The organism is Maritalea mediterranea, assembly GCF_021568695.1.
GTDB classification, from domain to species: Bacteria; Pseudomonadota; Alphaproteobacteria; order Rhizobiales; family Devosiaceae; genus Maritalea; species Maritalea mediterranea.
In genome coordinates this window covers 16,592-42,169 of the sequence record NZ_JAKGTI010000001.1, presented here as the reverse complement: position 1 = coordinate 42,169, position 25,578 = coordinate 16,592, and the positions used below count along the sequence as shown (strand labels likewise).

25 protein-coding genes and 1 tRNA gene are annotated in these 25,578 nt (G+C 54.5%); 7 read left to right on the top strand and 19 right to left on the bottom strand.

All coding sequences use genetic code 11. The features are described from left to right. Window positions 1–15 precede the first annotated feature (15 nt). Window positions 16–471, top strand: coding sequence for a cyclic nucleotide-binding domain-containing protein (locus tag L1I42_RS00215; protein ID WP_236112396.1), 456 nt, complete (start codon window positions 16–18; stop codon window positions 469–471). A 4-nt stretch (window positions 472–475) separates the two neighbouring features. Here L1I42_RS00215 and L1I42_RS00210 read toward each other — a convergent pair whose 3' ends face one another. From L1I42_RS00210 to L1I42_RS00190, 5 genes are all read right to left on the bottom strand, one after another. After that, window positions 476–1,279, bottom strand: a complete 804-nt coding sequence (locus tag L1I42_RS00210; protein WP_236112395.1) for an exodeoxyribonuclease III — start codon at window positions 1,277–1,279, stop codon at window positions 476–478. A 115-nt stretch (window positions 1,280–1,394) separates the two neighbouring features. Continuing rightward, the gene (locus L1I42_RS00205; protein WP_236112390.1) at window positions 1,395–2,018 is read right to left on the bottom strand and encodes a LolA family protein; all 624 of its coding nucleotides are present in this window, start codon (window positions 2,016–2,018) and stop codon (window positions 1,395–1,397) included. Between the two features lie 90 nt (window positions 2,019–2,108). Then, complete coding sequence (locus L1I42_RS00200) at window positions 2,109–4,694, bottom strand: FtsK/SpoIIIE family DNA translocase (RefSeq protein ID WP_439651455.1); 2,586 nt, start codon at window positions 4,692–4,694, stop codon at window positions 2,109–2,111. Window positions 4,695–4,852: 158 nt separating this feature from the next. Next, window positions 4,853–6,157 (bottom strand): ammonium transporter, encoded by a 1,305-nt coding sequence (locus tag L1I42_RS00195; protein WP_439651454.1) that lies wholly within the window; start codon window positions 6,155–6,157, stop codon window positions 4,853–4,855. A gap of 28 nt (window positions 6,158–6,185) precedes the next feature. Then, window positions 6,186–6,524, bottom strand: a complete 339-nt coding sequence (locus L1I42_RS00190; RefSeq protein WP_236112388.1) for a P-II family nitrogen regulator — start codon at window positions 6,522–6,524, stop codon at window positions 6,186–6,188. A 273-nt stretch (window positions 6,525–6,797) separates the two neighbouring features. Here L1I42_RS00190 and L1I42_RS00185 point away from each other — a divergent pair, with 273 nt between their 5' ends. After that, the gene (locus L1I42_RS00185; RefSeq protein WP_236112386.1) at window positions 6,798–8,033 is read left to right on the top strand and encodes an FAD-dependent monooxygenase; all 1,236 of its coding nucleotides are present in this window, start codon (window positions 6,798–6,800) and stop codon (window positions 8,031–8,033) included. Window positions 8,034–8,464: 431 nt separating this feature from the next. Here L1I42_RS00185 and L1I42_RS00180 read toward each other — a convergent pair whose 3' ends face one another. From L1I42_RS00180 to trxA, 3 genes are read right to left on the bottom strand one after another with little or no spacing between them, the layout of a single operon-like run. Then, window positions 8,465–8,659, bottom strand: a complete 195-nt coding sequence (locus L1I42_RS00180; RefSeq protein WP_236112383.1) for a Trm112 family protein — start codon at window positions 8,657–8,659, stop codon at window positions 8,465–8,467. Then, window positions 8,659–9,282, bottom strand: coding sequence for an LON peptidase substrate-binding domain-containing protein (locus L1I42_RS00175; RefSeq protein WP_236112381.1), 624 nt, complete (start codon window positions 9,280–9,282; stop codon window positions 8,659–8,661). The genes L1I42_RS00180 and L1I42_RS00175 overlap by 1 nt, the downstream gene beginning before the upstream one ends. A gap of 14 nt (window positions 9,283–9,296) precedes the next feature. Next, window positions 9,297–10,238: a thioredoxin gene (gene trxA / locus L1I42_RS00170; protein ID WP_236112380.1), complete on the bottom strand. Its 942-nt coding sequence runs from the start codon at window positions 10,236–10,238 to the stop codon at window positions 9,297–9,299. 231 nt (window positions 10,239–10,469) lie between these two features. Between trxA and L1I42_RS00165 the strand changes: the two genes are divergently transcribed. Beyond that, window positions 10,470–10,544, top strand: a tRNA-Gly gene (locus L1I42_RS00165). A gap of 89 nt (window positions 10,545–10,633) precedes the next feature. Here the strand turns inward: L1I42_RS00165 and L1I42_RS00160 are convergent. The 4 genes from L1I42_RS00160 to L1I42_RS00145 all read right to left on the bottom strand — a co-directional run bounded on the left by L1I42_RS00160 (window position 10,634) and on the right by L1I42_RS00145 (window position 14,076). After that, window positions 10,634–10,831: a DUF2783 domain-containing protein gene (locus tag L1I42_RS00160; protein WP_236112373.1), complete on the bottom strand. Its 198-nt coding sequence runs from the start codon at window positions 10,829–10,831 to the stop codon at window positions 10,634–10,636. Between the two features lie 9 nt (window positions 10,832–10,840). Further along, window positions 10,841–12,454, bottom strand: a complete 1,614-nt coding sequence (locus L1I42_RS00155; RefSeq protein ID WP_236112372.1) for an FAD-dependent oxidoreductase — start codon at window positions 12,452–12,454, stop codon at window positions 10,841–10,843. Window positions 12,455–12,478: 24 nt separating this feature from the next. Beyond that, window positions 12,479–13,429: an MBL fold metallo-hydrolase gene (locus L1I42_RS00150; RefSeq protein WP_236112370.1), complete on the bottom strand. Its 951-nt coding sequence runs from the start codon at window positions 13,427–13,429 to the stop codon at window positions 12,479–12,481. 215 nt (window positions 13,430–13,644) lie between these two features. Beyond that, window positions 13,645–14,076 (bottom strand): Lrp/AsnC family transcriptional regulator, encoded by a 432-nt coding sequence (locus L1I42_RS00145; protein WP_027835845.1) that lies wholly within the window; start codon window positions 14,074–14,076, stop codon window positions 13,645–13,647. 148 nt (window positions 14,077–14,224) lie between these two features. Between L1I42_RS00145 and rocF the strand changes: the two genes are divergently transcribed. Then, window positions 14,225–15,151 (top strand): arginase, encoded by a 927-nt coding sequence (gene rocF / locus L1I42_RS00140; RefSeq protein ID WP_236112367.1) that lies wholly within the window; start codon window positions 14,225–14,227, stop codon window positions 15,149–15,151. Window positions 15,152–15,155: 4 nt separating this feature from the next. Here rocF and L1I42_RS00135 read toward each other — a convergent pair whose 3' ends face one another. Further along, entirely contained in the window at window positions 15,156–15,593 is a 438-nt protein-coding gene (locus L1I42_RS00135) for an Lrp/AsnC family transcriptional regulator (RefSeq protein ID WP_236112366.1), read from the bottom strand. Between the two features lie 150 nt (window positions 15,594–15,743). Between L1I42_RS00135 and putA the strand changes: the two genes are divergently transcribed. Continuing rightward, complete coding sequence (putA, locus tag L1I42_RS00130; protein ID WP_236112365.1) at window positions 15,744–19,307, top strand: bifunctional proline dehydrogenase/L-glutamate gamma-semialdehyde dehydrogenase PutA; 3,564 nt, start codon at window positions 15,744–15,746, stop codon at window positions 19,305–19,307. Window positions 19,308–19,878: 571 nt separating this feature from the next. Here the strand turns inward: putA and rplS are convergent. Further along, window positions 19,879–20,394 (bottom strand): 50S ribosomal protein L19, encoded by a 516-nt coding sequence (rplS, locus tag L1I42_RS00125; RefSeq protein ID WP_236112363.1) that lies wholly within the window; start codon window positions 20,392–20,394, stop codon window positions 19,879–19,881. Between the two features lie 323 nt (window positions 20,395–20,717). Between rplS and L1I42_RS00120 the strand changes: the two genes are divergently transcribed. Both L1I42_RS00120 and L1I42_RS00115 read left to right on the top strand, forming a co-directional pair. Further along, entirely contained in the window at window positions 20,718–21,143 is a 426-nt protein-coding gene (locus L1I42_RS00120) for a hypothetical protein (RefSeq protein ID WP_236112361.1), read from the top strand. Then, window positions 21,144–21,452: a hypothetical protein gene (locus tag L1I42_RS00115; RefSeq protein ID WP_236112360.1), complete on the top strand. Its 309-nt coding sequence runs from the start codon at window positions 21,144–21,146 to the stop codon at window positions 21,450–21,452. 3 nt (window positions 21,453–21,455) lie between these two features. On the opposite strand, the gene trmD is transcribed toward L1I42_RS00115, so the two are convergent. Genes trmD through ffh form a run of 5 tightly spaced genes read right to left on the bottom strand, consistent with a single transcriptional unit; the run spans window position 21,456 to window position 25,276 of the window. Continuing rightward, entirely contained in the window at window positions 21,456–22,154 is a 699-nt protein-coding gene (gene trmD, locus L1I42_RS00110; RefSeq protein ID WP_236112359.1) for a tRNA (guanosine(37)-N1)-methyltransferase TrmD, read from the bottom strand. Beyond that, window positions 22,154–22,696 carry a ribosome maturation factor RimM gene (gene rimM, locus L1I42_RS00105; protein ID WP_236112356.1) on the bottom strand — a complete coding sequence of 181 codons (543 nt, stop codon included), beginning with the start codon at window positions 22,694–22,696 and terminating at the stop codon, window positions 22,154–22,156. Before rimM ends, trmD begins: the two co-directional genes overlap by 1 nt. 44 nt (window positions 22,697–22,740) lie before the next feature. Further along, window positions 22,741–23,139, bottom strand: a complete 399-nt coding sequence (rpsP, locus tag L1I42_RS00100; RefSeq protein ID WP_027835852.1) for a 30S ribosomal protein S16 — start codon at window positions 23,137–23,139, stop codon at window positions 22,741–22,743. A gap of 53 nt (window positions 23,140–23,192) precedes the next feature. Then, window positions 23,193–23,705, bottom strand: a complete 513-nt coding sequence (locus L1I42_RS00095; protein ID WP_236112353.1) for a GNAT family N-acetyltransferase — start codon at window positions 23,703–23,705, stop codon at window positions 23,193–23,195. After that, window positions 23,705–25,276, bottom strand: coding sequence for a signal recognition particle protein (gene ffh / locus L1I42_RS00090; protein WP_236114128.1), 1,572 nt, complete (start codon window positions 25,274–25,276; stop codon window positions 23,705–23,707). The genes L1I42_RS00095 and ffh overlap by 1 nt, the downstream gene beginning before the upstream one ends. Between the last annotated feature and the right edge of the window lie 302 nt (window positions 25,277–25,578).

Sequence of the window (25,578 nt, the reverse complement as noted above, 5' to 3'; positions counted from 1 at the left end):
ACACTTGGGGGCAAAATGGCGCTGGAGAAAATGATTGAAGTTTTGGGGCAGGTCGAATTCTTCAAAAACTTCTCAAAAGACCAGATCAATCTGGTGGCCTTTGTATCTGATTTTCGTCAGATTCCTGCCGGCGATCTTTTGGTGAAACAAGGTGACGTTGCCGAAGGCGCGTTTATTCTGGTGTCTGGTGAGTTGGTCACCGAACATGAGGGCGGTAAGCATCCGGACAGTGTGATCGATCAGCCCGGGGCGCTGATCGGCGACATGGCCCTTTTGGCGGCAACGCCACGCGCGGTCAGCATCCGCGCCCGCACCAATTGTGATGTTGTGTTTGTACCGCGCACCCATTTCAAGAAACTGATCCAGACCTATCCTGAACTGGGCGAAATGATGGCCGCCCATATCCGGCAATCTTTATCCAGTTATGTTGATGCGTTATCTTCGGTGGGTGCCAAACTAAAACGCGGCTGATCCCTTATTTAAAATGGGTGATGATCGGCACGTGGTCCGAGGGCTTTGGTGCCCAGCCGCGGGCATCGCGCAGTACTTCCGTTTTGTGGGCGTAAGGTGCCACGTCCTTAGTGGCCCATATATGGTCTAGCCGCCGTCCCCGGTCTGACGCGGACCAATCTTTTGAGCGATAGCTCCACCATGAATAGAGCCGCTGATCGTGAGGAATATGTTGGCGCACCAGATCCGCCCAGGCACGTTTGGCCTGAATGGCGTTCAGCTTGTCTGTCTCAATGGGTGTGTGGCTGACGACTTTTAGAAGCTGCTTGTGCGACCAGACATCATTTTCGTGCGGCGCGATATTGAAGTCACCCACAATCACATGGCCCTTGTCGAAATCCGGCCCATCGAACCAGTTTTCCATCTCTTCGAGAAAATCCAGCTTGTGCTTGAATTTTGGATTGCTCACCGGATCGGGCTCATCGCCCCCCGCGGGGATATAGAAATTATGCACATTGAGCGGACCGAAATGCGCATCCAGTTTGACCGATACATGGCGGGCATCGCCCATCTGACAGAACTCACGCTTGTCCTGATCAATGATCGGCAGGCGGGACACGGTCGCGACCCCATGATAACTTTTTTGGCCATTCACGGCCTGATATTCATAGCCGGCTTTGGCGAGGGCTTTGGTCGGGAACTGCTCATTCTGGCATTTGATTTCCTGCAGACACAAAATGTCTGGCTGATGGTTTTCCAAAAACTCCAGCACCAGAGGCAGGCGCAAACGTACCGAATTGATGTTCCAAGTTGCAATTGAAAGCGCCATTACTATCCCCCATTTACCTCGGGTGCGCGCCACCCGCCAGAATCAGTCGAATCATGAGCGCTCATAATGACGGATCAGCAGGTGGGGGCAACCCGGAATTTATGGGTGGACTGTGTTACCGGTCTGGCGAGCCGTAATCCGCTGGGATATAGAAATAGGCTTTGGGGATTTCGATATCAGTCGTGGTATCGTACACTGAGAATGTCACTTCATTGCCGTTCGGCTCCGTAAGTGTCCATTGATTCAGTTCTTTGGTTTTCAAGTCGAAAATCATCGTAACCGACACGAGCCCAACTGGTGTTTCGTCTGATACTGAAATGGCAATCATTTCTTCAGTTTTGGTCACACCAGTAATGTTGGTGTCAAACAGATTGATCTGGTCAGAAAGGAACTGACGCAGCGGTACCCGATGTTGCGGGTAGGCATATTTGGTTTCTTCTTTTCGGTTCAGTACATAAAATCCGCGACCCACAGAGACCACTTCCTCACGGGAGGGAGGGGCATATTTGATCCGAATTTTTTCGGGACGTTTGATGTAGAATATCCCTTCGGCCCGATTGCCCGAACTATCAAGCTGGATGAAGCGTCCTGCCATTTGCTCGATGGCAGAGTGATGGGCGCTGATCTCCTGAATCAACGCCACTTCTTCTTCCGTCAATTCTTGGGTGAGCGCGTGGGCCGAAAAAATGGTGCTGATGGTCATGATCAGCACCGCGAAGCCAAGCTTGAAAAAACGCATCGAGTCGTCCTTTATCGCAAATTCATTTGCCCTCATGGTGCGCAAAGATTGTGGCGATCACATGAGTAAATGATGATAAAATTAGTGCCTTTATAGGGCAGATTCCTCATCACCTACCAACACTTCTCGTTTGCCCGCGTGGTTGGCGGGAGAAATCACCCCTTCCTCTTCCATCCGTTCAATCAGGGTGGCGGCCCTGTTGTAGCCGATGGAGAGGCGGCGCTGAATATAGCTGGTGGAGGCCTTGCGGTCGCTCAACACGATATTGACGGCCTTGTCGTAAAGCTCATCACCGGAATTGCCGAGGTTGGAATTGCCAACGCCGTCCTCTTCGACTTCTTCGGTGACATTATCAAGATATTCGGGTGTACCTTGCGACTTGAGATGCTGCACCACGGCTTCCACTTCACCATCAGAAACAAATGGACCATGTAAGCGTCTGGTGCGGCCGCCACCAGCCATATAGAGCATGTCGCCCATGCCCAGCAATTGCTCAGCGCCTTGTTCACCCAAAATGGTGCGGCTGTCGATTTTGGAGGTCACCTGAAACGAAATCCGGGTGGGGAAGTTGGCTTTGATGGTGCCGGTGATCACATCAACAGATGGGCGCTGGGTGGCCATAATCAAATGGATGCCGGCGGCCCGCGCCATTTGCGCCAGACGTTGGATTGCGCCTTCAATGTCTTTGCCCGCCACCATCATCAAATCGGCCATCTCGTCTACGATCACCACAATGAAGGGGAGCGGCTCGAGATCAAATTCTTCGCTTTCGAAAATGGCTTCCCCGGTCTCGCGGTCAAATCCGGTTTGCACGGTTCGGGTGATTACCTCGCCCTTTTTCTTGGCTTCCGCAACGCGCTGGTTGAATCCATCAATATTGCGTACGCCCACCTTCGACATTTTCTTGTACCGGTCTTCCATTTCGCGCACGGCCCATTTGAGAGCGGTGACGGCTTTGGCTGGATCGGTTACCACGGGGGTCAGCAAATGGGGGATGCCATCATAGATCGACAGCTCGAGCATTTTCGGGTCGATCATGATCAGGCGGCATTGCTCGGGCGTCCATCGATAGAGCAACGACAGAATGAACGTATTCACCGCTACGGATTTACCGGAACCGGTTGTACCGGCGATCAAGAGGTGTGGCATGCGCGCCAAATCGGCGATGATGGATTCCCCGCCAATTGTTTTGCCCAGGCAAAGCGGCAGCTTGCCTTTGACCTTTTCAAAATCCTGCGAGGCGAGCAGTTCGCGTAAATAGACGGTTTCGCGCGTCTCGTTGGGTAGCTCGATGCCAATGGCGTTGCGGCCCGGCACCACGGCGACGCGGGCAGAGATGGCGCTCATAGACCGGGCAATATCGTCAGCCAGGCCGATCACGCGAGAGGATTTAATGCCGGGGGCAGGCTCCAGCTCATAGAGCGTGACCACAGGGCCAGGGCGCACATTGATGATGTCGCCCTTCACCCCAAAATCTTCCAACACACCTTCCAGCCGACGCGCATTTTCTTCCAGCGTTTCGGGCATATGTTCTTTAGCAGTTGCCGTGTTGGGCACATCTGTCAGATAGGATAATTCGGGTAATTCGAATCCATCATCTTGCAACAGTGAGGCTTGAGCTTCTTCTGTGACGCGACGACCGGGCGCTGGACGCGGGGCTGGGGCGGCAACGCGCGGCTTGGTCACTGGGGCCTGTGGCGCTTGCGGTTGAGCAATTTGAGGCTCCACCGGTTCGTCATCAAAATCCGGATAATCGATGTAATCGTCGGCGAAGTCAGCGGTGGCATTGCCTTCCACATGGCTTTGAGCGGTCCGGGCCATATCGTTTGTAAAATGCGGCTCTATCCGTGGTGCGCGGGCCGGGGTCGGTTGGGGCTGCTGAGCGTGTCCGCTGTCAAGCACTGGCTCAATGTTTTCACGTGAATCATTTTGCTGTGCCCGTTTTTCCTGCTGCCGCATACGCGCCTTTTTCAGCGCAATGCTGGCCGAAAAAATAGAGTGGGTGATGGCGCCAAGGGTAATGGCACCCAAATTTCCAATTGCCGACAGGATCGCCATGCTCACCGATTTTGGCGTATCCTTCTGCTTTGGCGTTTTGGGCACATGCATGGCGAATGGGTCAAGCGTGCGCACGGCCAGCCAAAATGAAACCGCTGCGGGGGTGAATAGAATCAGGGCAAACAGCCAGCCCGCCTGTTGCACCACCAGATCACCAGCGACGAAGCCGGCTAGTCCGGCAAAGCCCAAACCGATGATCCCCCCCAATCCAGAGGGCAGGGGCCATGTTTCCGGCGCATTAAAAAAGGCCAACATGCCACAGATCAGGGCAGATGCGATCAGCCACAATAGGCTGCGTAATGCCATATGGCTGGGCAGATTTCGTTTGATCATTTTCATCGACCAGAGCACTGGCGGAATCATTAAAGCGAGAATGCCGAGACCAAAAAATTGAAAGCCGATATCGGCAATAACCGCACCAGGAAAACCAAGCCAGTTGGAGACGGGCGAATCGCTTGCATAGCTGAGGCTTGGGTCGTTGACCGACCAGGACATGAGCGCCAGAAAGATCAGCGAGAGCGCGCACAAAAAAAGGATCCCCATTAGGCGCAGGGGTATCTTCACGGCAATGGCCGCATCGCGTTTTTCTTGTTTTTCAATGGCGGTTGATGTTGGCATGCGGCTTCAACAGATCTCTTGTTACGCAGTTACTCAAACGATAAAGCTAGAATGCTATAGTTAATTTGACCCTAATTTTGGGCGAAAAAGCGGTGATCTATTGGCCAAAAAAAGCCCGACCATTATGGCCGGGCTTCTGAATATTGCGTTCGGATCGCTTAGAATTCAGGGTAGGCTTCCACCCCAACTTCGGATTTGTCCAAACCAAGTGACTCATTTTCTTCGCTAACGCGAATGCCCATGGTCACTTTCAAGGCCATCCAGACCAGGGAAGAGGCGACCAGAGTGAAGGCGCCGATCGACAAGATGCCCACAATCTGTACCCCAAAGGTGCCAGAGCCGCTAAGTGGGGTGACCAATGTGCCCCAAATACCAGCCAGCAGGTGAACCGGGATGGCACCGACAACATCGTCAATTTTCAGTTTGTCGAGCAAAGGCACAGCGAACACGACGATCGCACCACCAATAGCACCGATCAACAGGGCCATTGGCACACTTGGGGCCAAAGGTTCTGCTGTGATGGACACAAGGCCAGCCAATGCGCCGTTGATCACCATGGTCACGTCGATCTTTTTATAGATCAGCTGCATCAGGATAATGGTGGAAACAGCACCAGCGGCAGCGGCCAAATTGGTGTTGGCGAAGATGCGGGAAATGTCACCTGCATCGGCAATGGTGCCCATGGCCAATTGTGACGCGCCGTTAAAGCCGAACCAGCCGAGCCACAGGATAAACATCCCCAATGTGGCCAATGGAATGGAAGAACCCGGCATTGGCGTGATGTGTCCGTTTGGCCCATAACGGCCTTTCCGGGCACCCAGGATGATGGCACCGGCCAAAGCGGCCCAGCCACCTACAGAGTGCACAAGGGTTGAGCCGGCAAAATCAGCAAAGCCCATCTCGGCCAACCAGCCTGCACCCCACTGCCAAGACCCAGTGATCGGGTAAAGGATACCGGTCAGAATGGCCGTAAAGATCAGAAACGGCCAGAATTTGATACGCTCGGCCATGGTGCCGGATACGATAGAGGCGGTGGTGGCACAAAAGACCATCTGGAAGAACCAGTCTGACGCCACGGAATAGCCTGCCGCACCGTCATCAGCGCCTGGTGCAGGGAAATTGTATGGCCCGAATGAACCGATAAAACCACCGTCAACACCGGTATACATCAAATTATAGCCGGTGAACCAGAACATGATCCCAGCAATGGAATAAAGGGCGATGTTTTTAAGGCCCTGCATGGAAACGTTTTTAGACCGCACAAGGCCCATCTCCAGCATGGCAAAGCCCGCGGCCATCCACATGACGAGGAAGCCGCCGACCAAAAACAGCAAAGTGTTAAAGATCAGGGCATATTCAGGTGTGGCCGCCGCTTCTTGGGCCTGGGCTGCTGTGGGCAACATCAGGCCGAGGGCGACAAGCGGCGCTGCTTTCAGCGCGCGATTCAAAGTTAAGCTGTTCATTTTCTTCTCCAGCACAATTTTTCTTGAGTTAAAGCGCTTCAACGCCGGTTTCGCTTGTGCGAATGCGCATGGCTTCTTCCAGATCAAGGACAAAGATTTTGCCGTCACCAATGCGGCCTGAACGGGCGGCGTTTGCGATGGTTTCCACCACATCGGCGCTGTGGTCGTCAGATACAGCGATGTCGAGCTTGAGCTTGGGTAGAAAGTTCACCGCATATTCTGCGCCGCGGTAAATCTCGGTGTGGCCCTTTTGCCGTCCATAGCCACGCACCTCGGCCACGGTCATGCCGTGAATATCCTTTTCGCTCAAAGCGGTGCGTACATCTTCAAGACGGGACGGTTTGATTATGGCACTTATCAGTTTCATGATCGGTTCCTCTTGGTTGATTGCCCGGCGGGGCAATGGTCACCAATAGGGAATCAAAATGCGTGCCAGTTTTTGTGAATCAGATAATCTTTTGAATCTATTGAATGAATCAAATCGGCCATGTGCGATGATTCACCATATGCTTATTTTACCTGCATAATAAATGTGCAGAATCCGATGTGTGCCTAAAGATTCATCTACTGCGACAAGGCGACCCTTGTTTTTAGGTGAACTTGGGTCCAAAATGCGCGAGAAACCGGAAATAGGTGCAATATGGCGCGTGCGAAAGCGAACATCACCAAGCTTGATATTCTGATTGTGGGGGCGGGGCCAGCCGGTCTGACCTTGGCGTTGGCGTTAAAACAAGCCATGCCCGACTTGCGGGTTGGGTTAAATGATGTGCGCAAGATTGAGGTGCCGAAAGAAGATGGGCGCGCCTCAGCCTTGGCCTTGGGCGTGACCTCCGTGTTTGAAGCACTCGGGGTGTGGGCAGATATGCTGCCGGCCGCCAGCCCGATAGACGGAATGCACATCACCGACAGTTCAGACAAGGATTTAACGCGCCCCTTGTTCTTGCGGTTTGAAGGTGATGTTCAACCGGGGCGGCCATTCGCCCATATGGTGCCGAACAAAACCACCATAAACGCGTTGATGTCGAAGTTAGATGGATTCGAGATCAGCAAAATCGCGCCGGATAAGATCCGCTCGATCGAAGCCGGAGCTGCCTATTCGACCGTGATGTTTGAAAGTGGACATCAGGTACAGGCGGGGTTGGTGGTCGCCGCAGATGGGGCCCGGTCTATGGTGCGACAAATGGCAGGCATTGAGACAACCGGCCATGATTATGGCCAGTCCGGCATCGTCACGACGATTGAGCATGAGCTTGATCACAAGAATGTGGCCTATGAACATTTTCTGCCCAACGGTCCTTTCGCCAGTTTGCCGCTGCCGAAGCGGCGATCCAGTTTGGTTTGGTCAGAAAAAACAACGCTGGTGCAAGAGATATTGGCGCTGCCGGAAGACAAATTGGCGCGTGAGATTGAACGCAAGATGGGTTCGAGTTTGGGCAAAGTGAAGATCCTCGCCCCCGTCCAGGCCTTTCCTCTGCGGTTACAAATTGCCAAGAACTTTGTTGGCGACCGCTTGGCACTTATCGGAGATGCGGCCCATGTGGTGCACCCGATTGCCGGGCAGGGCATGAATTTGGGCCTGAAAGATGTCGCCGCATTGGCGGAGGTCTTAGTTGAAGCGTTACGTCATGGCGAAGATCTGGGGGGCGTTGATGTGCTCGATCGCTATCAGAAACTGCGCCGACTCGACACCGGCCTGATGGCCCTGGCCACCGATGCGCTTAATATTCTGTTTTCCAATGACCAGCCGCTGGTCCGTGTGGTTCGCGATGTGGGGTTGGGGCTGGTGGATCGGGCGCCGTTTTTGAAAAAGGCGTTTATCGGCCACGCGGCTGCAGCGAATGATGATCTGCGGCTGCTGAAAGGGTTGCCGCTTTAGGCAGTTTGGATTTAGTGGCCGTTTTCCCCTTTGGGCCGCCTCGGACTTGATCCGGGGCCATCGGCATAATTACGTGCCGCCGTCGCTCACTGCGTTCGCTACCCCGGCACCCCCGGCTCTTTTTTTCGCGCCGCCACCGGACACTACGTGTCCGTCCCCGGCACCCCCGCCAATGGGTGCCTCGCTCTTATGCTGCGCAGGGCGCAAAAACATCCCCTCACGTCATTACCGGACTTGATCCGGTAATCCATGTAGCGGCGGCATTGGGCGATGCAACACTGATGTCTTGCTACTACGCCAAAGCTGCTTGGACCCCGGATCAAGTTCGGGGTGACGGTGGAGAGTTGAGGCAGCGCTGAGGTGAAAACCTGCAAGGAAAAAGAATGGAAGTGCAATGCGAGAACTAAATCGCTCCACCGCAAGCGGAAAACCTACCGCAATTCGTCTTCTTTGAGGCGGCGGGCGCTGTCGAGCACCAGAAGCGGCACGCCTTCTTCTATGGGAAAAGCCAAACGGGCCGCATGGGAGACAAGTTCTTTGCCGCTGGCGGAAAGCTCCAGCCGGGTTTTGGTGAAGGGGCAGACCAGCATTTCAAGCATTTTGGGATCAATATTATGATTTTCCATTATTGCATCCGCTGGGTCGGGTCGCTGCGTGACATCTCCACTTCGGCCAGCGCCATCAGCATTTCCGCGCGTTCCTTCAAGGTGGCGGCTTCCAATAAGGCTTGCCGCTCGCGCGCTGGATAGGGACTGGCCATCACGCAACTATTCACCAGATCTTCGGTTTCTGTATCCTTGATTTCCGACCAGTCCAGCTCGAACTCGGCAAATTGAGCGTAATTTTTCAGCACTTTTTCAAAGCGTCTGCGGTCCAACTCGCTCAGCTCGTCTGGTTCGTCCAGGTCGTTGCGAAAATCACGATAATTCACATTGGCGACCCTGAAGGGTGTGTCGATTGATTCCCGTTCTTTTACAAGATGGAACCTTGAAATGCCGGTCAGTCCGATCATATAGCGATTTTTCGGCAATTCCTCAAAATGGGTGATCCGTCCGAGGGTGCCGACTTTTTCGAGTGATTCTTTATCCTCAAGAGCCGGTTGAATGACGCCGATATGCCGATCGGTTTTAAGCGCAGCATCGACCATCGCCACATAGCGTGGTTCAAAAATATGCAAGGGCAACACCGCGCGGGGAAACAATAATAGCCCTTCTAACGGAAAGATCGGTATGGAAGAGGGCAAGGACATGTGCGTTCCCGGTTTTAGCTAAACAACAGGCCAGAGAGCATGCGACGGGCTTTGGCGGTGGCCGGATCGGCCGGGCCCCAGGCGTCGAACAATTCGAGCAGCTTGGTGCGGGCGCCGTCCTCATTCCATTCCCGGTCCGCTTTCATAATGTGCAGCAATTGCTCTGCAGCCTTCAATTTTTCACCTTGGGCATTATAGGCCAAGGCAAGGTCGTAACGTAATTGATGGTTTTCCGGATCATTGGCCAGTTCGGCTTCCAACTTGCCGGCGTCCGCCACTTCTGAGGCTTCTTCATCCAGCTTGAAGGCCGCTTCAAGGCTTTTATAGGCAGCGCTTTTCTGGCCTTCTTCGGATACTTTGCTCATCGCCTCGCGGGCATTGTCATCATTGCCCATCTTATGGTGGATGGTGGCAATCCCGATCATGGACGCATCATTTTGCGGGTCAAATTGCAAAATCTGGGCGTAAATTTGTGAGGCGGTCCCGTAATCCTCCGAATCCATAGCCGCCTGCGCCTGTTCAAGGGCAGCCTCGATCTGCGCCTGCGGATCATTGGGATTTTTGGGCGCCTGGCTGGTGATTTTATCGATAAAGGCCTTGATTTCGCTTTCGGGCACCGCGCCCATAAAGCCATCCACCGGCTGGCCACCCACAAAGGCGATCACGGCCGGAATGGATTGAATGCCCAATTGGCCGGCAATGCCCTGGTTCTGGTCAATGTCGATCTTGACCAATTTTACCTTGCCGCCGGCTTCGGTGACTGCTTTTTCAATCATCGGCCCCAATTGTTTGCAGGGACCACACCATGGTGCCCAAAAATCGACCAGCACCGGCGTGGACCTGGAGGTTTCCATCACGTCCTTGGCGAAGTTTGCCGTATCTGAATCTTTAATCAGATCATTTGCCGGGGCCTGACCAGTTTGAGGGGTCAGATTGGCTTGCATAGAAAATTCCATAGAACACCTGATGGGTTGATCGCTTTGAGTTGAATGTGGCGCGGGCGGTTGTGAAAAACAAGAGAAAAGCGCTAAATTCCGCCCATAGCGCCGCAAATTTCACCAGCGAGATTTAACGTTGAACGAGCGGATAACATAAAAGTTTCACAGATGCCAATTTTTGACTTGCAATTGCTGTCTTCATTAGGCATATAAGCGCCGAACGTTGATCGCAGGATCATCGTTCCGGAGGCGGGCGTAGCTCAGGGGTAGAGCACAACCTTGCCAAGGTTGGGGTCGTGAGTTCGAATCTCATCGCCCGCTCCAATTATTCGGCACATACCCCAGCCGAAAAATAAAGCGCCGCTTGGGCGCTTTTTTTATGTCTTGATCAAATTTATATTGAAGTCGCGTTGCTAGGTTTTGGATTTTGCCGCCTCTAGCGCTTCGCGCAGCACCTTCCGATCCCCAATATGGTTGGCCAGAATCAGCAACAGCCGTGCATTATAGGCGTCGCTCTCGTCTTTGCTCAAACCTTTATGGGCCGCCAGCAGATCGGCATAGAAATCGTCGGCATTGGCGATATTGGGCTTTAGGTTCAAATGTTCGCTCATTCTTGCCTCCTATGCAGATTTGCCGATGGCCCGGCGCAGCGCCGTGGTGAAATAGTCCTGATCAAATGTCTTATGCCGTGCCGCCACATGCTGGTCGGGCCGGATCAGATAGACCGCTTGAGTTGCCTTGCCCAAATAGCGTTCTTTGATGGCGTTGGTGGAATCATCGGCGCTGGAAAGGGCCAGGCGCTTGATTTTGATGCCGTCCACCTCCAGCTCTTCTGGCGCATCGGCATTGATTATGAGCAGGGTGAACTGATCGCCCAGCTGATCCAGTAAATAGCCGTCGCCCAAAGGCGCGTCCGGGCAAGGTGAACCAGGTCGGGTCCGCGCTGGACCATCGAGCTTGTCCAGGCTGTTCAGGGGAGACTGATCATAGGTGCAGGGCACCGAAAGACGTCCCGAATTAACCAGCGGACGGGCAAATTCATAATGCTCCGACAGATCCAGCACCGCATCGCGCAGCAGGTGCGACATGTCGGATTTCGGCGTGATGAAATCAGTGGAGCGGGAGGAGTTGAGAATGTTCTCATCCGCGCCATAAATCCGCTCATCATCGTAGCTGTCCAACAGGCTTTCGGGCGCTTTGCCGTCCATCACGAGTTTCAACTTCCAGCACAGATTGTCGGTATCCTGCAGACCGGAATTGGCGCCGCGGGCGCCGAAAGGTGAAACTTGGTGCGCCGAATCACCAGCAAATAGCACGCGCCCATGACGGAATTTTTCCATACGGCGGCACTGGAAGGTGTAGATGGACACCCATTCCAGCTCAAATTGCACATCTTCGCCCAGCATGGCTTTGAGACGCGGGATGACTTTTTCCGGCTTTTTCTCTTCTTCCTTGTCGATATCCCAGCCCAATTGCAAATCGATGCGCCAGACGCCATCAGGCTGTTTGTGCAACAGGGCTGATTGGCCCTTATTGAAGGGCGGATCGAACCAGAACCAGCGCTCGGTGGGGAACGGAGCGTCCATGATCACATCGGCGATCAGGAAATTGTCTTCAAAGACCCGACCAACAAAGTCCAGCCCCATCATTTGCCGGGTGGGTGAGGCGGCGCCATCGCAGGCGATCACCCAATCGGCCTCCAGCTGATAGGCACCTTCGGGCGTGTCAATGGTCAGGTCCACATGGTCGCCCTGATCCTTCAGCTCGATGACTTTATTGCCGCCGCGAATTTCGATTGGCGCGCCCTCGCGCTCCAGTTCGCGGGCGCGGTTGACCAGATATTGTTCAAAATAATATTGCTGCAGATTGATAAAAGCCGGGCGCTTGTGGCCGCCTTCGGGCAGCAAATTGAATTCATAGACTTTGCGCTCATCAAAAAACACTTTGCCCAAATTCCACACCACGCCCTTATCGACCATGGGGTCGCCACAACCCAGCCGGTCCAAAATTTCCAGCGGGCGTTTGGCAAAACAGATGGCGCGGGAGCCGAAGCTGACCTTGTCATTTTCATCAACAATTATGGCTTCGATGCCTTGTTGCGCCAGATCGATGGCGGCGGCGAGGCCAATGGGCCCGGCGCCGATCACCACCACTTTGCGGCGCACGGGCGTTTTTGCAGCCTGATCCGCATGCCGCGTATAGGGATATAGCGGCGTTTCAAAAATCTTGGTCATTTGGTCTCCCCCCAATATCGGCCTTTATGCCTGCAATTGGTTCCACATTTCCATGTCGCGTTCCGATGTCCAGATGCGTGGCGTGTCGATGCCGCGCGCTTCGTCATAGGCGCGGGCCACGTTGAACGGCAGGCAATGCTCGTAAATGGCATAGTCGGCAAATTTCGGATCGCACTCGGCGCGCACCGCGTCCCACGCTTCTTTCAGGCTGCCGCCGCGGGCCGCGATTTTTTGCACCGGTTTATAAGTTGAGGCGACAAAGTCGCGGGTGTTTTCAATGGCAGCGTTGACCATTTTTTCGCCCACAAGCGCATCGCCACGGCCCGGCGCAATGGCGTCCACATTGTAGGCCTTGATGGCATCAAGCGTGTTGCCCCAATCATTGAAGTGCCCGTCGCCGCAATAGCAGGCGGAGTGATATTCCACGATATCGCCGGTGAACATCACATTCTGGTCTGGCACGTAAATCACTGCATCACCTGCTGTGTGGGCGCGGCCGAGATGCATGATCTCAACTTTGCGGTTGCCGAGATAAACGGTCATTTTGTCGTTGAATGTGGTGGTGGGCCAGGTGAGGCCAGGAATGCTCTCATGGCCTTCAAACAGACGCGGGAAGCGCTGGAACTCGCTGTCCCAATCTTCCTGACCGCGTTCCACCACCATGGCGCGGGCCTTGTCGGACATGATCACTTGCTGCGCACCATAAGCGGAGGCGCCAAGCACGCGCACCGCGTGATAATGGGTCATCACCACATGGGAAATCGGCTTGTCGGTGACCGAGCGCACGCATTCAATCACCTTATTCGCCAGGCGCGGCGTTGCTTGGGCTTCAACGATCATCACCGACTCGTCGCCAACGATCACGCCCGAATTGGGGTCACCTTCGGCTGTGAAGGCATAAAGACCATCGCCGACTTCGGTAAAGGAGATTTTCTTTTCGGTGGTGTCCCCTTGGGAAGCGAATGCTTTGGCCATAATATACTCCTTCAAATTGGCTGATCCATTTTTTGGATGGTGACGATATTGAGCCGCCAAGTCGCGCAAGGACCGACACTCAATATCCAATATTTATCGCGTTAAGCGGTAATAGTTGTTTTTGTAACTAACAAGATCGCGCAGATCAATAGTGGTTCGATCCTGCTGAAATGTCTGTTTATCGCAGCAAATCGTAGGGCCGTTTGCGGCTGTGATCAATCCAACCGTGATTTGCGCGGTGCCAGCAAAATGTTGGTTTCGGTGAGGCTGACGCCTTCAATCAGGCGGATGCGCCGCAACACATCATCAAATTCGATCAGATCTTCGGTTTCGAGCTGGGCGATAATGTCCCATTTGCCATTGGTGGTGTGCAGGGTGCGCACCTGCGGCAGGCCGAGCATGGTTTTGATCACCGCTTCTGCCGAGCGGCCCTCAATCTCCACCAAGGTAATGGCGTGGATGCTTTTGTCATCGCGGGGCGAGCCGGTGATGATGGTGAAGCCTTTTATCACGCCGTTTTTGGTCAGGCGATCAATACGGGCCTTGATGGTGGCGCGGGACACATTGAGGGTTTGGGCAAGGCTGGCCACCGGTGTACGCGCATCATGGCGCAGCAGGGCAATCAGGCGGGTATCCAATTCATCCATTGAACAAAATGCACATATGTTGGTTTCGAATTGAGAAAGCCTAGCGCAATTTTGTGCATATATCCATCTTTTCGTTGATCATTGGCCTCGGCATACTGCTCAAAACGCCAAAAAAGGCGAGAGCTAGGGTAAAAATTAGGATTGGTTTATGGCAAAGGGCTCAATCGCGTTGATTGGCGCGCCGGTTGATGGTGGTGCCGGTATGTCAGGTTGCATCATGGGGCCAGCGGCGTTGCGCGTCGCCAATATTGGCGGTGCGCTGGGCAATCTTGGCTACCAGGTTGAAGATTGGGGCAATGTCACGCCAGAAAAAGTTGAATTGAATCTGGGTGGTGCAACCCATCATGAAAATGAAGTGGCGGGCTTTGCGCGGTCGCTTTATAAAACCGGTGTCGATGCCTTTTCAAAAGACTTTTTGCCGATCTTTCTGGGCGGCGATCATTCGCTCTCTATGGGCACAGTGACCGCGGCGGCGCGTCATGCGGCGGCCAAGGGCAAAAAGCTGCATGTGTTGTGGTTGGATGCGCATCCGGATTTTAACCGCCCTGACACCTCCCATTCCGGCAATATGCATGGCATGTCGGCCGCTTTTTTCTGCGGTGAAGACGGGTTTGATGGTGTTTTAGAACAAAAGGTTGAGCCGGTTGATCCCCGAAACTTTCATGTATTTGGTGTGCGCTCGATCGATCAAAAAGAGGGCGAGTTGCTGCACGAGCGGGGCGTGAATGTGATGGATATGCGCCACATTGATGAAAAGGGCGTGGCCAGCCTGATCCGCTCGGTGCTTGAAGCGGTGCAACGCGATGACGCCATGCTGCATGTCAGCCTGGATGTGGATTTTCTTGATCCGGTCTATGCGCCGGGGGTGGGCACCACTGTGCCGGGTGGCGCCACCTATCGCGAGGCGCATCTGGTGATGGAGATGATCTGCGATAGCGGATTGATGACTTCACTCGATCTGGTGGAACTGAACCCCTATCTTGATGAACGGGGCAAAAGCACACGCATGTTGGTCAATCTTACTGAAAGTGGCTTTGGCCGTCGGGTGTTTGACCGTCCGACAAGCGAATATTGATCAACTACTGATCTTTGACCGTTTCCATGGCCACAAAAGTGGAGGTTTGCGCCACATGGGGCAGGGATGAAATCACCTCGCCCAGAATCCGCCGATAGGCCGAGATGTCTTTGGTGCGCACCTTCAATAAATAATCAAAGCTGGCTGCAATCATGTGACATTGCTCAATTTCCGGGGTGTTGCGTACGGCTTCATTGAAACTGTCGAGCGCTTTGGCGCGGGTGTCGGAAAGAGTCACCTGCACAAAGGCGATGTGGCCATTGCCCAATTTTTCATGATTGACCCTTGTGTGATAGCCTAAAATGATCCGGTCCCGCTCCAGCCTTTTCACCCGCATTTGGGTGGGGGTTTTGGACAGGCCGATCTTTTCGGCCAGATTGGCCATGGACATGCGGGCATTTTTGCCCAGGGCGGCGATAATTTTGCGGTCGATAGCATCCATTTGAACTGCCTTTTTAAATCTGACGCAACAATTATACTAATAGATATAAGATGAATAGACCATATCGCTAAAAAACAGACCTCAATGGACCAATGATCTATTCACTATCGGGTAAAATCGTGGAAAATCATAAATAATCTGGGAGGTCTTATGTTGGACCAAATTCGCGAAAAAATGCGGGCGAACCATCTGCCTAACGAAGCTGAGGCGGTGAAGCGCCTGTTGGATATGGCGGCGCTGAACGCTGCTGATCGGGAAAAGATCAGCGAAGAGGCGGCGCGGCTGGTGCAGCAATTGCGCGATGAAGCGCAGCAGGGCCTGATGGAAACCTTTTTAGCGGAATATGGCTTGTCGACGGATGAAGGCATTGCGCTGATGTGTCTGGCCGAAGCCATGTTGCGGGTGCCCGACGGGCCGACCATTGATGATCTGATCAAAGACAAGATTGTTGACGAAGACTGGGCGCAACATCTGGGTGCTGCGGAGAGCCTCTTGGTGGAAGCCTCTACGCTCGGGCTCGTGGTGTCCAAGACCTTGCTGAATGACCGCAAAGGCGGCGGGGTCTTTCGGCCGTTGAGCCTTTTGGGCCGTCGGATGTCGGAGCCAGTGATCCGCACCGCAGTCGGGCAGGCCATGCGAATTATGGGCTCGCAATTTGTGCTGGGCCGCACCATTGAGGAAGCCTTGTCCAATGGCGCAAAGCCGATGGCCAAAGGCTATACTTATTCTTTTGACATGTTGGGGGAAGCGGCGCGTACGGAAAAAGATGCGCAGCGCTATCACGCCGCCTATCTCGATGCGATCCATCGGCTGGCCAAGGATGCGGTGCATGGCGATGTGCGCAAGAATCCCGGCATCTCCATTAAATTGTCGGCGCTTCACCCGCGCTATGAATATGGCAAGCGCGAAACCATGGTGGATGAAATGGTTGAGCGGGTGCTGGAGCTGGTGAAACCGGCAGCCAAGGCGCAAATGGGTTTGAACATTGACGCAGAAGAGGCAGATCGTCTCGACCTCTCTTTCGACATTATCGAAAAAGTATTGGCTAACCCGGCCCTGGAAGGTTGGGATGGGTTTGGCGTGGTGGTGCAGGCTTATGGCCCGCGCGCGTCATATGCCATTGATTGGCTTTATGCTTTGGCGGAAAAGCTGGACCGCAAAATCATGGTGCGGCTGGTGAAGGGCGCTTATTGGGATACCGAGATCAAGCGGGCACAAGTGATGGGGCTTGAGGGCTATCCGGTCTTTACCCGCAAGGTGAATACCGATGTGTCCTATCTGGCCTGTGCCCGCAAATTGCTGGACATGCGCGATCGTATTTACCCGCAATTTGCCACCCACAATGCGCATAGCGCCACGGCGGTGCTGCAGATGGCGGGCAATGATCGTGAAGGTTTCGAGTTCCAGCGTCTGCACGGCATGGGCGAAGGCTTGCATGAAACCTTGCGGCAAAAGAATGAAACCCGCTGCCGGATCTATGCGCCGGTGGGGGCGCACCGCGATCTGCTGGCCTATCTGGTGCGCCGCTTGCTGGAAAATGGCGCCAATTCCAGCTTTGTGAACCAGGTCTATGACAAAAAGATTCCGCCCAGCATGATTGTGTCCGATCCGATTACGGAAGTGCTGGCGCTGGATCAAATCGCCAATGACAAAATTCCGATGCCAAAGGATTTGTTCGGTGAAAAGCGCTTGAACGCCAAGGGCTGGGATTTGACCGATCCGGTTGAATATCACGAACTGGATGCCGCCCGGTCCAAGTTTGCCGGTGATCACAAATGGATTTTTGCACTGGATGATGCTTTGGGCGAAAAGGGCAAGGTGCAAAAGCTGGTCAATCCGGCCAACCCCAAAGATCATGTGGGCGAGATTGCCAATGCTACACCCGCTGCCGTGGCCAAAGCGGTCGAGCTGGCGGCGAAGGGCCAAAAGGCCTGGGGCAAGAAGGCCCCGGCGGAACGAGCGAAAGCTTTGCGCAAGGCGGCTAACCTTTATGAAAAGCATGCGGCTGAATTGTTTGCGCTGGCAACCCGCGAGGCAGGCAAAAGCCTGTTTGACGGGGTGGCCGAGGTGCGTGAAGCGGTGGACTTTTTGCGCTTTTACGCCAATGAAGCCGAGCGTTTGGGCGATCAGGACGAAGCGCGTGGCGTGATCGCTTGTATTTCGCCGTGGAACTTCCCGCTGGCGATTTTCACCGGCCAGGTGGCCGCGGCGCTGGTGGCGGGCAACGCCGTTGTGGCCAAGCCGGCAGAGCAAAGCCCCCTTATGGGCGCACGGGCCGTGGAGCTGTTGCATGATGCTGGCGTGCCGAAGGACGCGTTGATTCTGGTGCCGGGCGCAGGCGATATTGGCGCAGCGCTCACCTCTCAGCCTGGTTTGGGGGGCGTCTGCTTCACTGGCTCCACCGAAGTGGCCAAGCTGATCGACAAGCAATTGGCGCAAACCGCGGAGAGCGATGCGATGCTGATCGCCGAAACAGGCGGGTTAAACGCGATGATTGTGGACAGCACCGCGCTGCCTGAACAAGCGATCCGTGACATTCTCGCCTCCTCGTTCCAGAGTGCGGGTCAGCGCTGTTCAGCCTTGCGCATGCTTTATGTGCAGGAAGATGTCGCCGATCATGTGCTTGACATGCTCTATGGCGGGCTGGAAGCGATGCAGGTGGGCAATCCGTGGGATCTGGCCACCGATATTGGCCCGGTGATTGATGCCGAGGCGCAAAAGGACATTTCCGATTATTGCGCCAAGCTGACCGAAGAAGGGCGCTTGCTCAAGAAAATCAAGGCGCCGGAAGGCGGGCATTTTGTGGAACCGCATATCTTCAAAGTTAGCGGCATTGAGGAGTTGGAGCGCGAAGTGTTCGGCCCTGTGCTGCATGTGGCCACCTTTAAGGCGCGCGACATCAACAAGGTCGTCGATGCAGTGAACGCCATAGGTTTTGGCCTTACTTTCGGGTTGCACACCCGTATGGACAGTCGGGTTGAGGCGATTGGCAAGCGGATCAAGGTGGGCAATTTCTATGTCAACCGCAACCAAATCGGGGCAATTGTCGGCTCACAACCTTTTGGCGGCGAAGGCTATTCCGGCACCGGGCCGAAAGCCGGTGGCCCGAACTATTTGCCACGCTTCCGCGTGGCCAAGCGGGCGCATAAAATTGCAGAAACCGGGCAAATCGGCGCCATTGATATCGCCACAGCCTTTGAGGAAATCTCCTCTATCGAATGGGCAGATCGTGACGATCGGGCGCAAATTCTGGGTGATCGCGAGCCAAAAATGGCACAGGAATTGCCCGGACCAACTGGTGAGTTCAACCGCATCAGCTATACGCCACGCGGCCGCATTCTGGCTGTTGGCGGCGGCAATGATCTAATTGAACTGGCCAAGGCAGCGCTGTTGTGGGGCAATAAGCTGGTGGTTGTGGGCACGCCATTACCATCTGAGCTGGCCCGTCTTAAAGCGGCGGGGGCCCCGATCAGCCTGATTGAAGGCGCGATGGACCCTCAAAAGCTGGATGGTTTGTCCATTGATGCGGTAGCGCTGGCTGGCCAGGGTGACGGCATCAAAAAGCTACGCGCCGCCATTGCCGCGCTGGAAGGGCCGATTGTGCCCTTTATCACCAGCCCACACGACGTGGCCGGCTTCGTGCACGAACGCGCCATCTGCATCGACACCACCGCCGCCGGCGGCAATGCGTCGCTGCTGGCACAGACCAGCTAGTGGTTTTTACGCCCGTATAGACGCACCTAAGTCCCTCCCCTTGATGGGGAGGGATTTAGGGTGGGGTGGTTTGGTTTTTCTTGCCGCCGTGGCTCACTGCGTTTGCTACCCCGGCATCCCCGACATTTTTACGCGCCGCCGTCGTTCGCTGCGCTCACTACCCCGGCACCCCCGCCGATGGGTGTCCCGCTCTTATGCTGTGCAGGGCGCAACGTCACTCTCTCACGTCATTACCGGACTTGATCCGGTGATCCATGTAGCGGTGGTGATTTGGCGAAAACACACCTGTTGTGTACCCTCGCTAAAGCTGCTTGGACCCCGGATCAAGTCCGGGGTGACAACGGTGGGTGGGGAGGCGCTGCGGCATTTAATTGCGAGAGAAAAGAGTGCACGAGTAAAGCGAGGACGCTGGCTAGCTTTTTTGCCGTGCCCGCGTCGGTTAGGGGCCCTGCCACGGGGCGTGAGGGCAAACAAGCCGCCGCTCAATCGTGGGTGTAAAACTCTTTTTCGACAAACAAAAACCCCGGCACAAAGGCCGGGGTTTTCAAAAGGAGAAGAGAAAGAAATCAATCTATTCAGATTTGGCTTCTTCTTCAGCGGCGCTGGCTTCGGCTTCAGCCTTGGCAGCGGCCTCTTGTGCTTCTTTTGCAGCAGCCTTGTCCGCTTCGCGTTGGGCGCGGGCGTCGGCAGCAGCTTGGCGCTCACCGTCCTGAATGCGCTTGGTGCGGGCGTTTGTGGCTTCAAAGATACGCGCAGATTTACCGCGACGCTCACGCAAATAGTAAAGCTTGGCGCGACGGACTTTACCGCGACGCAACACTTCAATGCGGTCAATGATGGGTGAGTAGATCGGGAAAACCCGTTCAACGCCTTCGCCGTATGAAATCTTACGCACGGTGAAGCTTTCATTGAGGCCGGAACCTGAACGCGCAATTACAACGCCTTCATACGCCTGCAAACGTTCTTTGTCGCCTTCACGTACTTTCACCCAAACTTTAACGGTGTCGCCGTGAGAGAATTCTGGAATTTCGCGCTTGGCTTCAAGCTCTTCGCGCTGCTCTTTTTCAAGCTGCTGAATAATGTTCATTTTTTCGTCCGATTGTTCTGATGCCAGTCAGAGCGTCCCGAATTTCACCTCGCCATAAGGCGCGAAAAAGGGACGAATTCACCGGTCTTGGTGTTTAAAGACAAAATTAGTCTGGCGGGCTATAACGCAAAAAACGGACTGAGTCTATGGGTTTTCTGGCGAAAAGGGCGGAAATATTGGGGTTTGGCGGATTTTTATGGTGACCTTCAAACCCTAACCGTCTTGTCCGCCAGTAACTGAACTGCCGCCAGTGCCAATTCTTGACAGTCACTGGGCGTTTATATAGCCGACATGGACAATTTGACCAAATTTATAGTGATATTATGCCAACAAAACTGCACGAGATGCTTTCGACTTTCCGGGAGGATAAAGCCGATCAGACCTACACAGCATTCTACCACTATTGCACCGATGCGGCGTTCAGCACGGCAGACGCACAGGACGCGCTTGAAGAGTTGCTGTCGTGGATTGATGAGCCCGACGGGGTAATCGCTCAGTCATACGGGGTGCTGATGCTCGGCGGGTTGATTGATAGCGGTAAGCTGGAACCGCAACGGGCGGCACCCCAGATTGCTGAATTGTTTGTACGGCAGGCAAAAGCGGTTGATGATTTTTGTGTGCTCGATGCGCAGCATCAATTTGTGCATTTTGTCAGCCATTTCGCTTATTTGGCTGGGTCGTTTTGTGAACATTTTGCGTCGGCTCGTGCGGACTGCGAGCGGGTTGTGGCGAGTTTGCTTGATCTTTAATTGCAATCACCAGAGCCCTATTGGTGTGGCGAAGAGCTGTTGATGGCGCGGGTGATGCTGGAGGCGCGGCTGGGCCGGGAGACGATGGAAAAGCATTTCTCGAAATTGAAGCCTGCGGACACGCCGCAAGATGCGGACAATCGGGATGCGGCGGCGGCAATGAAATGGCAAGCCTTGCGGGTGGTCGAGCACCATAAGCGGCAATTGGTGTTTGCGCTGAATGCGGTGAATGCAGAGATTGACGGCGGTGCTGCGACAGCGATTGCGCTTTTGGTCCGCGCTCATTATGAGAAGATGTTTGGGGCGTAACGCTTAGGTTTCGCGCTTATACCGCACCCACAAATCCGGCCGGTTCTGCTTGGTCAGTTCTTCGGACTGTTCCTGTCGCCATTGCGCGACTTTTTTGTGGTCGCCGGAGGTGACGATGTCGGGGATGGGGGTGCCTTCGAACTCTGCGGGGCGGGTATATTGCGGATATTCCAGCAAGCCATTTTCGAAACTTTCGTCGGCTTCGCTTTCGGCGGAGCCCATAACGCCGGGGAGCAGGCGCACGGTGGCTTCCAGCATGGCCATGGCGGCCACTTCGCCGCCGCACAGCACAAAGTCGCCAATGGAGACTTCGGTGAGGTGGCGCTTGTCGATCACGCGTTGGTCGACGCCTTCAAAGCGGCCGCACACCATCACCACGCCGGGGCCATTTGCCCAGTCGCGGGCCATTTGCTGGTCAAACGGTTTGCCGCGCGGGCTCATCAAAATGCGCGGGCGCGGATCGTCTTCTGGCGAGATGTGGTCAATGGCTTTGGCCAAAATGTCGGGTTTGAGCACCAGGCCGGGGCCGCCGCCAGCAGGCGTGTCATCCACCTTTTTGTGTTTGTCGGTGGCAAAATCGCGCAATTGGGTGGCGTTGAGAGACCATGTGCCATTTTCAGCGGCGCGGCCAATGATGGAGGCGCCCAAGGGGCCGGGGAACAGGTCAGGAAACAGGGTGATGATGTCGGCTTTAAACGCCATCACTCAAACGCCTCATCATCGTCCACGATCACTTCGACAGCAGGCACAATGATCAAATAGCCTTCGGCCAAATTGATGGTGGGCACGCTTTGCTTGGTGAAGGGATAAAGATCGGTTGGGCCTTTGGGCGGACGAATTTCCAGCACGTCGCCAGCGCCATAATTTTGCACGGCCGCAACGGTGCCCAGCGGGTCGCCGTCCGGTGTGCGGGCGTTCAGCCCAATCAAATCGGTGTGGTAAAACTCATCTTCATCATCGGTTTGCGGCAGGCTTTCGCGCGGCACATAGAGTTTGGTGCCGTTCAGCGCTTCAGCATCGTTGCGGCTTTTGGATTCTTCAAGCACCGCGACGAGCATGTTTTTTTGCAAACGCGCTTTTTTGATGGTGATGGTTTGGTTTGCCCTGTTGGTCAACAGTGGCGAATAGGCGGCCAGATCAAGTGGATTTTCGGTAAAACTCTTGATCCGCACTTCGCCTTTGATGCCGTGGGCAGCACCGATCTGACCCATAAGAACCAGATTATCGTTTTTTGTACTGCCCATGGCGTATTCCTTATGCAGTCAATTTCTGAAAAGGTTCAGAAGACTTACTCTGCAGCGTTTTCTTCTGCTGGTGCTTCGGCTTCAGCTTCAGCAGCAGCCTTCGCATCTTCTTCAGCTTGACGCTTTTCTTCCAAACGCTCTTGGGCTTTTTTACCTGGAAGGGCTTTTTTCGGGTTGTTGCGTGCTTCGCGCTTCAACAAGCCTTCAGCGTCCAAGAAGCGGTGCACACGGTCAGTTGGCTGGGCGCCGACGCTCAACCAATGCTCAACGCGCTCTTTGTCCAGCTTGATGCGGTCTTCTGAGTCTTTTGGCAACATTGGGTTGTAAGAACCGATGCGCTCGATAAAGCGGCCGTCGCGTGGTGCGCGCACGTCAGCAACAACAACATGGTAATAAGGGCGCTTTTTAGAACCGCCGCGTGACAAACGAATTTTAATGGCCATTGAACTTCTCCTAATTTGGCTTTTAACCGCTTTCGGGCGGTAATTTCGTTGATTTAGTTGTTTGGATTGGGGTGTCGATAAACCCGCGCGGGGCTTCCCCCCAAATCGATCAAATCCTCCGCAATAGCGCCCACCCGTTGGGCAACTTTTTGGGATGGAATATTGTTGTCATCAATATAGCTCACCACAGTGTTCCATTTGAGCTCATTGAAGGTGTAGTCAATCATTTTGCGCACGGCTTCGGTGGCATAGCCTTTGCCCGCTGCGTGTTGCGCCAAGGTGTATGCAATTTCCGGTTCCGGCCAATTGATCGGATTCCAGTGGCCGATAATACCGACAAATTTGCCGCTTGATTTTTCTTCCACCGCAAACATGCCGTGGCCACGCAACGTCCAGTGGCCAATCAATGTGGCCATGGCGCGCCAAGCTTTGCCCTGGTCCATTGGACCTCCGACGAATTGAGACCATTCACCGTCAGCAGCGATTTGCGCATAGCTGTCAAAATCTTCGGACTTAAGGGGACGAAGAACAAGGCGTTCTGTTTCAAGCGTTGGAATGGTGACCACTATTTCTTACCCCCTCTGGGGCCGAGACCGGGCAGGCCGGGAAAACGGGGGGCCGCGCCGCCTTTGAGCAGATCATCAACGCTTTTGGGCAATTCCTTTTTGCCGCCTGTCTGATCCTGCAATTGCTGCAAATCCGGCATGTCGCCGCCCGCGCCCATTTGCTTTTCCATCTCGGCCAGCATTTTGGGGTCCAGCTTTGAGGGGTCGATATTGGGCATGCCGCCCATACCGCCCGGCATCATGCCCCCAAGCATACCGGCCAAACCGCCTTTGCCTTTGGACATTTTTTTCATCATGTCGGCCATTTGGCGGTGCATTTTGATCAGCTTATTGATGTCTTGTACTGAGGTGCCAGAACCGGCTGCAATACGCTTGCGGCGGGAGGCATTCAGTAAGGCTGGGGTGGCGCGTTCTTTTTTGGTCATGGACTGGATGATGGCCACCTGGCGGTCGAAAATCTTCTCATCGAAGTTGGCGCCATCCAGCTGCTTTTTCATCTTGCCCATGCCAGGCATCATGCCCATCAGGCCGCCCATGCCGCCCATTTTTTTCATCTGAAGCAGTTGGTTTTTCAAATCATCGAGATCGAAAACCCCCTTCTTCATTTTCTTGGCCATTTTGGCCGCTTCTTCTTGCGACACGGTGTCGGCGGCTTTTTCCACCAGCGACACAATATCGCCCATGCCCAAAATCCTGTCGGCGACGCGTGAGGGGTGGAAATCTTCCAGATCCTCAAGCTTTTCGCCGGTGCCGAGCAATTTAATCGGCTTGCCGGTCACTGCGCGCATGGAGAGGGCGGCACCGCCGCGGCCATCACCATCAATACGGGTCAGCATAATGCCGGTGACGCTCACACGCTCATCAAAGGAGCGGGCCAGATTGACCGCGTCCTGACCTGTCAGCGCGTCAGCTACCAGCAAAACTTCATGGGGGTTGGTGGCCGCTTTAATTTCAGCGGTTTCGGCCATCAATTCTTCATCAATATGGGTGCGGCCCGCTGTATCGAGAAACAGCACATCATAGCCGCCCAGTTTGGCTTCTTTTTGCGCCCGCTTGGCGATCTCAACCGGGTTTTGGCCCTGAACGATCTCCAGCGTATCCACGTCGATCTGCTCGCCCAGCACCCGCAATTGTTCCATCGCGGCAGGGCGGCGTGTATCGAGAGAGGCGAGCAAAACCTTTTTGTTTTGCTTTTCCTTGAGGCGCTTGGCGATCTTACCTGTGGCGGTGGTTTTACCCGCGCCTTGCAAACCGACCATCATAATGGCGACGGGCGGGGTGGCATTCAAATCAAGCGGTGCGGCCTCAGTGCCCAGCACGGCGACCAATTCGTCATTGACGATTTTGACGACTTGCTGGCCGGGGGTTACGGATTTGGTGACTTCGGCGCCCACGGCCCGGTCGCGCACCTGCTCGATAAAGCCGCGCACCACTTCCAAAGACACGTCGGCTTCAATCAGGGCCCGGCGAACTTCGCGCAGGGCTGCATTCACGTCACTTTCAGACAGATTGCCGCGCCGTGTCAGCCCATCAAAAATGCCGCTTAACCGATCGCCCAGACTTTGAAACATGGTCACCTCTTTATATGTCGCCTGTGCTTGATCTTCCCAAAGTGGGTCTTTCGCCATGCAAAATCAAATTTTGCAAACAAAAATAGCATCCACGGGCGCAACGCGCTGATGGATGTTGACCCCCAAAATCGGTAAAATCGCTTTGGGTAGTGACTCGAGCACAACTCGACACGGTAAATATCGGGTGTTGCTTTAAGGCAAGCTGACAAAAGAGTCAATCTCTGCGCCCCGCTAAGGGTAGTAATTTAGGCCAATCTGGGCCATATAGGGCGTTGATGTACGAAAATCGTATGAGATGAACA

What these genes read in the sequence shown, in the direction of transcription:
- L1I42_RS00215 (WP_236112396.1), top strand. Translation starts at nt 16, where the DNA reads ATGGCGCTGGAGAAAATGATTGAAGTTTTGGGGCAGGTCGAATTCTTC.
- L1I42_RS00210 (WP_236112395.1), bottom strand. Translation starts at nt 1,279, where the DNA reads ATGGCGCTTTCAATTGCAACTTGGAACATCAATTCGGTACGTTTGCGC.
- L1I42_RS00205 (WP_236112390.1), bottom strand. Translation starts at nt 2,018, where the DNA reads ATGCGTTTTTTCAAGCTTGGCTTCGCGGTGCTGATCATGACCATCAGC.
- L1I42_RS00200 (WP_439651455.1), bottom strand. Translation starts at nt 4,694, where the DNA reads ATGCCAACATCAACCGCCATTGAAAAACAAGAAAAACGCGATGCGGCC.
- L1I42_RS00195 (WP_439651454.1), bottom strand. Translation starts at nt 6,157, where the DNA reads ATGAACAGCTTAACTTTGAATCGCGCGCTGAAAGCAGCGCCGCTTGTC.
- L1I42_RS00190 (WP_236112388.1), bottom strand. Translation starts at nt 6,524, where the DNA reads ATGAAACTGATAAGTGCCATAATCAAACCGTCCCGTCTTGAAGATGTA.
- L1I42_RS00185 (WP_236112386.1), top strand. Translation starts at nt 6,798, where the DNA reads ATGGCGCGTGCGAAAGCGAACATCACCAAGCTTGATATTCTGATTGTG.
- L1I42_RS00180 (WP_236112383.1), bottom strand. Translation starts at nt 8,659, where the DNA reads ATGGAAAATCATAATATTGATCCCAAAATGCTTGAAATGCTGGTCTGC.
- L1I42_RS00175 (WP_236112381.1), bottom strand. Translation starts at nt 9,282, where the DNA reads ATGTCCTTGCCCTCTTCCATACCGATCTTTCCGTTAGAAGGGCTATTA.
- trxA (WP_236112380.1), bottom strand. Translation starts at nt 10,238, where the DNA reads ATGGAATTTTCTATGCAAGCCAATCTGACCCCTCAAACTGGTCAGGCC.
- L1I42_RS00160 (WP_236112373.1), bottom strand. Translation starts at nt 10,831, where the DNA reads ATGAGCGAACATTTGAACCTAAAGCCCAATATCGCCAATGCCGACGAT.
- L1I42_RS00155 (WP_236112372.1), bottom strand. Translation starts at nt 12,454, where the DNA reads ATGACCAAGATTTTTGAAACGCCGCTATATCCCTATACGCGGCATGCG.
- L1I42_RS00150 (WP_236112370.1), bottom strand. Translation starts at nt 13,429, where the DNA reads ATGGCCAAAGCATTCGCTTCCCAAGGGGACACCACCGAAAAGAAAATC.
- L1I42_RS00145 (WP_027835845.1), bottom strand. Translation starts at nt 14,076, where the DNA reads ATGGATGAATTGGATACCCGCCTGATTGCCCTGCTGCGCCATGATGCG.
- rocF (WP_236112367.1), top strand. Translation starts at nt 14,225, where the DNA reads ATGGCAAAGGGCTCAATCGCGTTGATTGGCGCGCCGGTTGATGGTGGT.
- L1I42_RS00135 (WP_236112366.1), bottom strand. Translation starts at nt 15,593, where the DNA reads ATGGATGCTATCGACCGCAAAATTATCGCCGCCCTGGGCAAAAATGCC.
- putA (WP_236112365.1), top strand. Translation starts at nt 15,744, where the DNA reads ATGTTGGACCAAATTCGCGAAAAAATGCGGGCGAACCATCTGCCTAAC.
- rplS (WP_236112363.1), bottom strand. Translation starts at nt 20,394, where the DNA reads ATGAACATTATTCAGCAGCTTGAAAAAGAGCAGCGCGAAGAGCTTGAA.
- L1I42_RS00120 (WP_236112361.1), top strand. Translation starts at nt 20,718, where the DNA reads ATGCCAACAAAACTGCACGAGATGCTTTCGACTTTCCGGGAGGATAAA.
- trmD (WP_236112359.1), bottom strand. Translation starts at nt 22,154, where the DNA reads ATGGCGTTTAAAGCCGACATCATCACCCTGTTTCCTGACCTGTTCCCC.
- rimM (WP_236112356.1), bottom strand. Translation starts at nt 22,696, where the DNA reads ATGGGCAGTACAAAAAACGATAATCTGGTTCTTATGGGTCAGATCGGT.
- rpsP (WP_027835852.1), bottom strand. Translation starts at nt 23,139, where the DNA reads ATGGCCATTAAAATTCGTTTGTCACGCGGCGGTTCTAAAAAGCGCCCT.
- ffh (WP_236114128.1), bottom strand. Translation starts at nt 25,276, where the DNA reads ATGTTTCAAAGTCTGGGCGATCGGTTAAGCGGCATTTTTGATGGGCTG.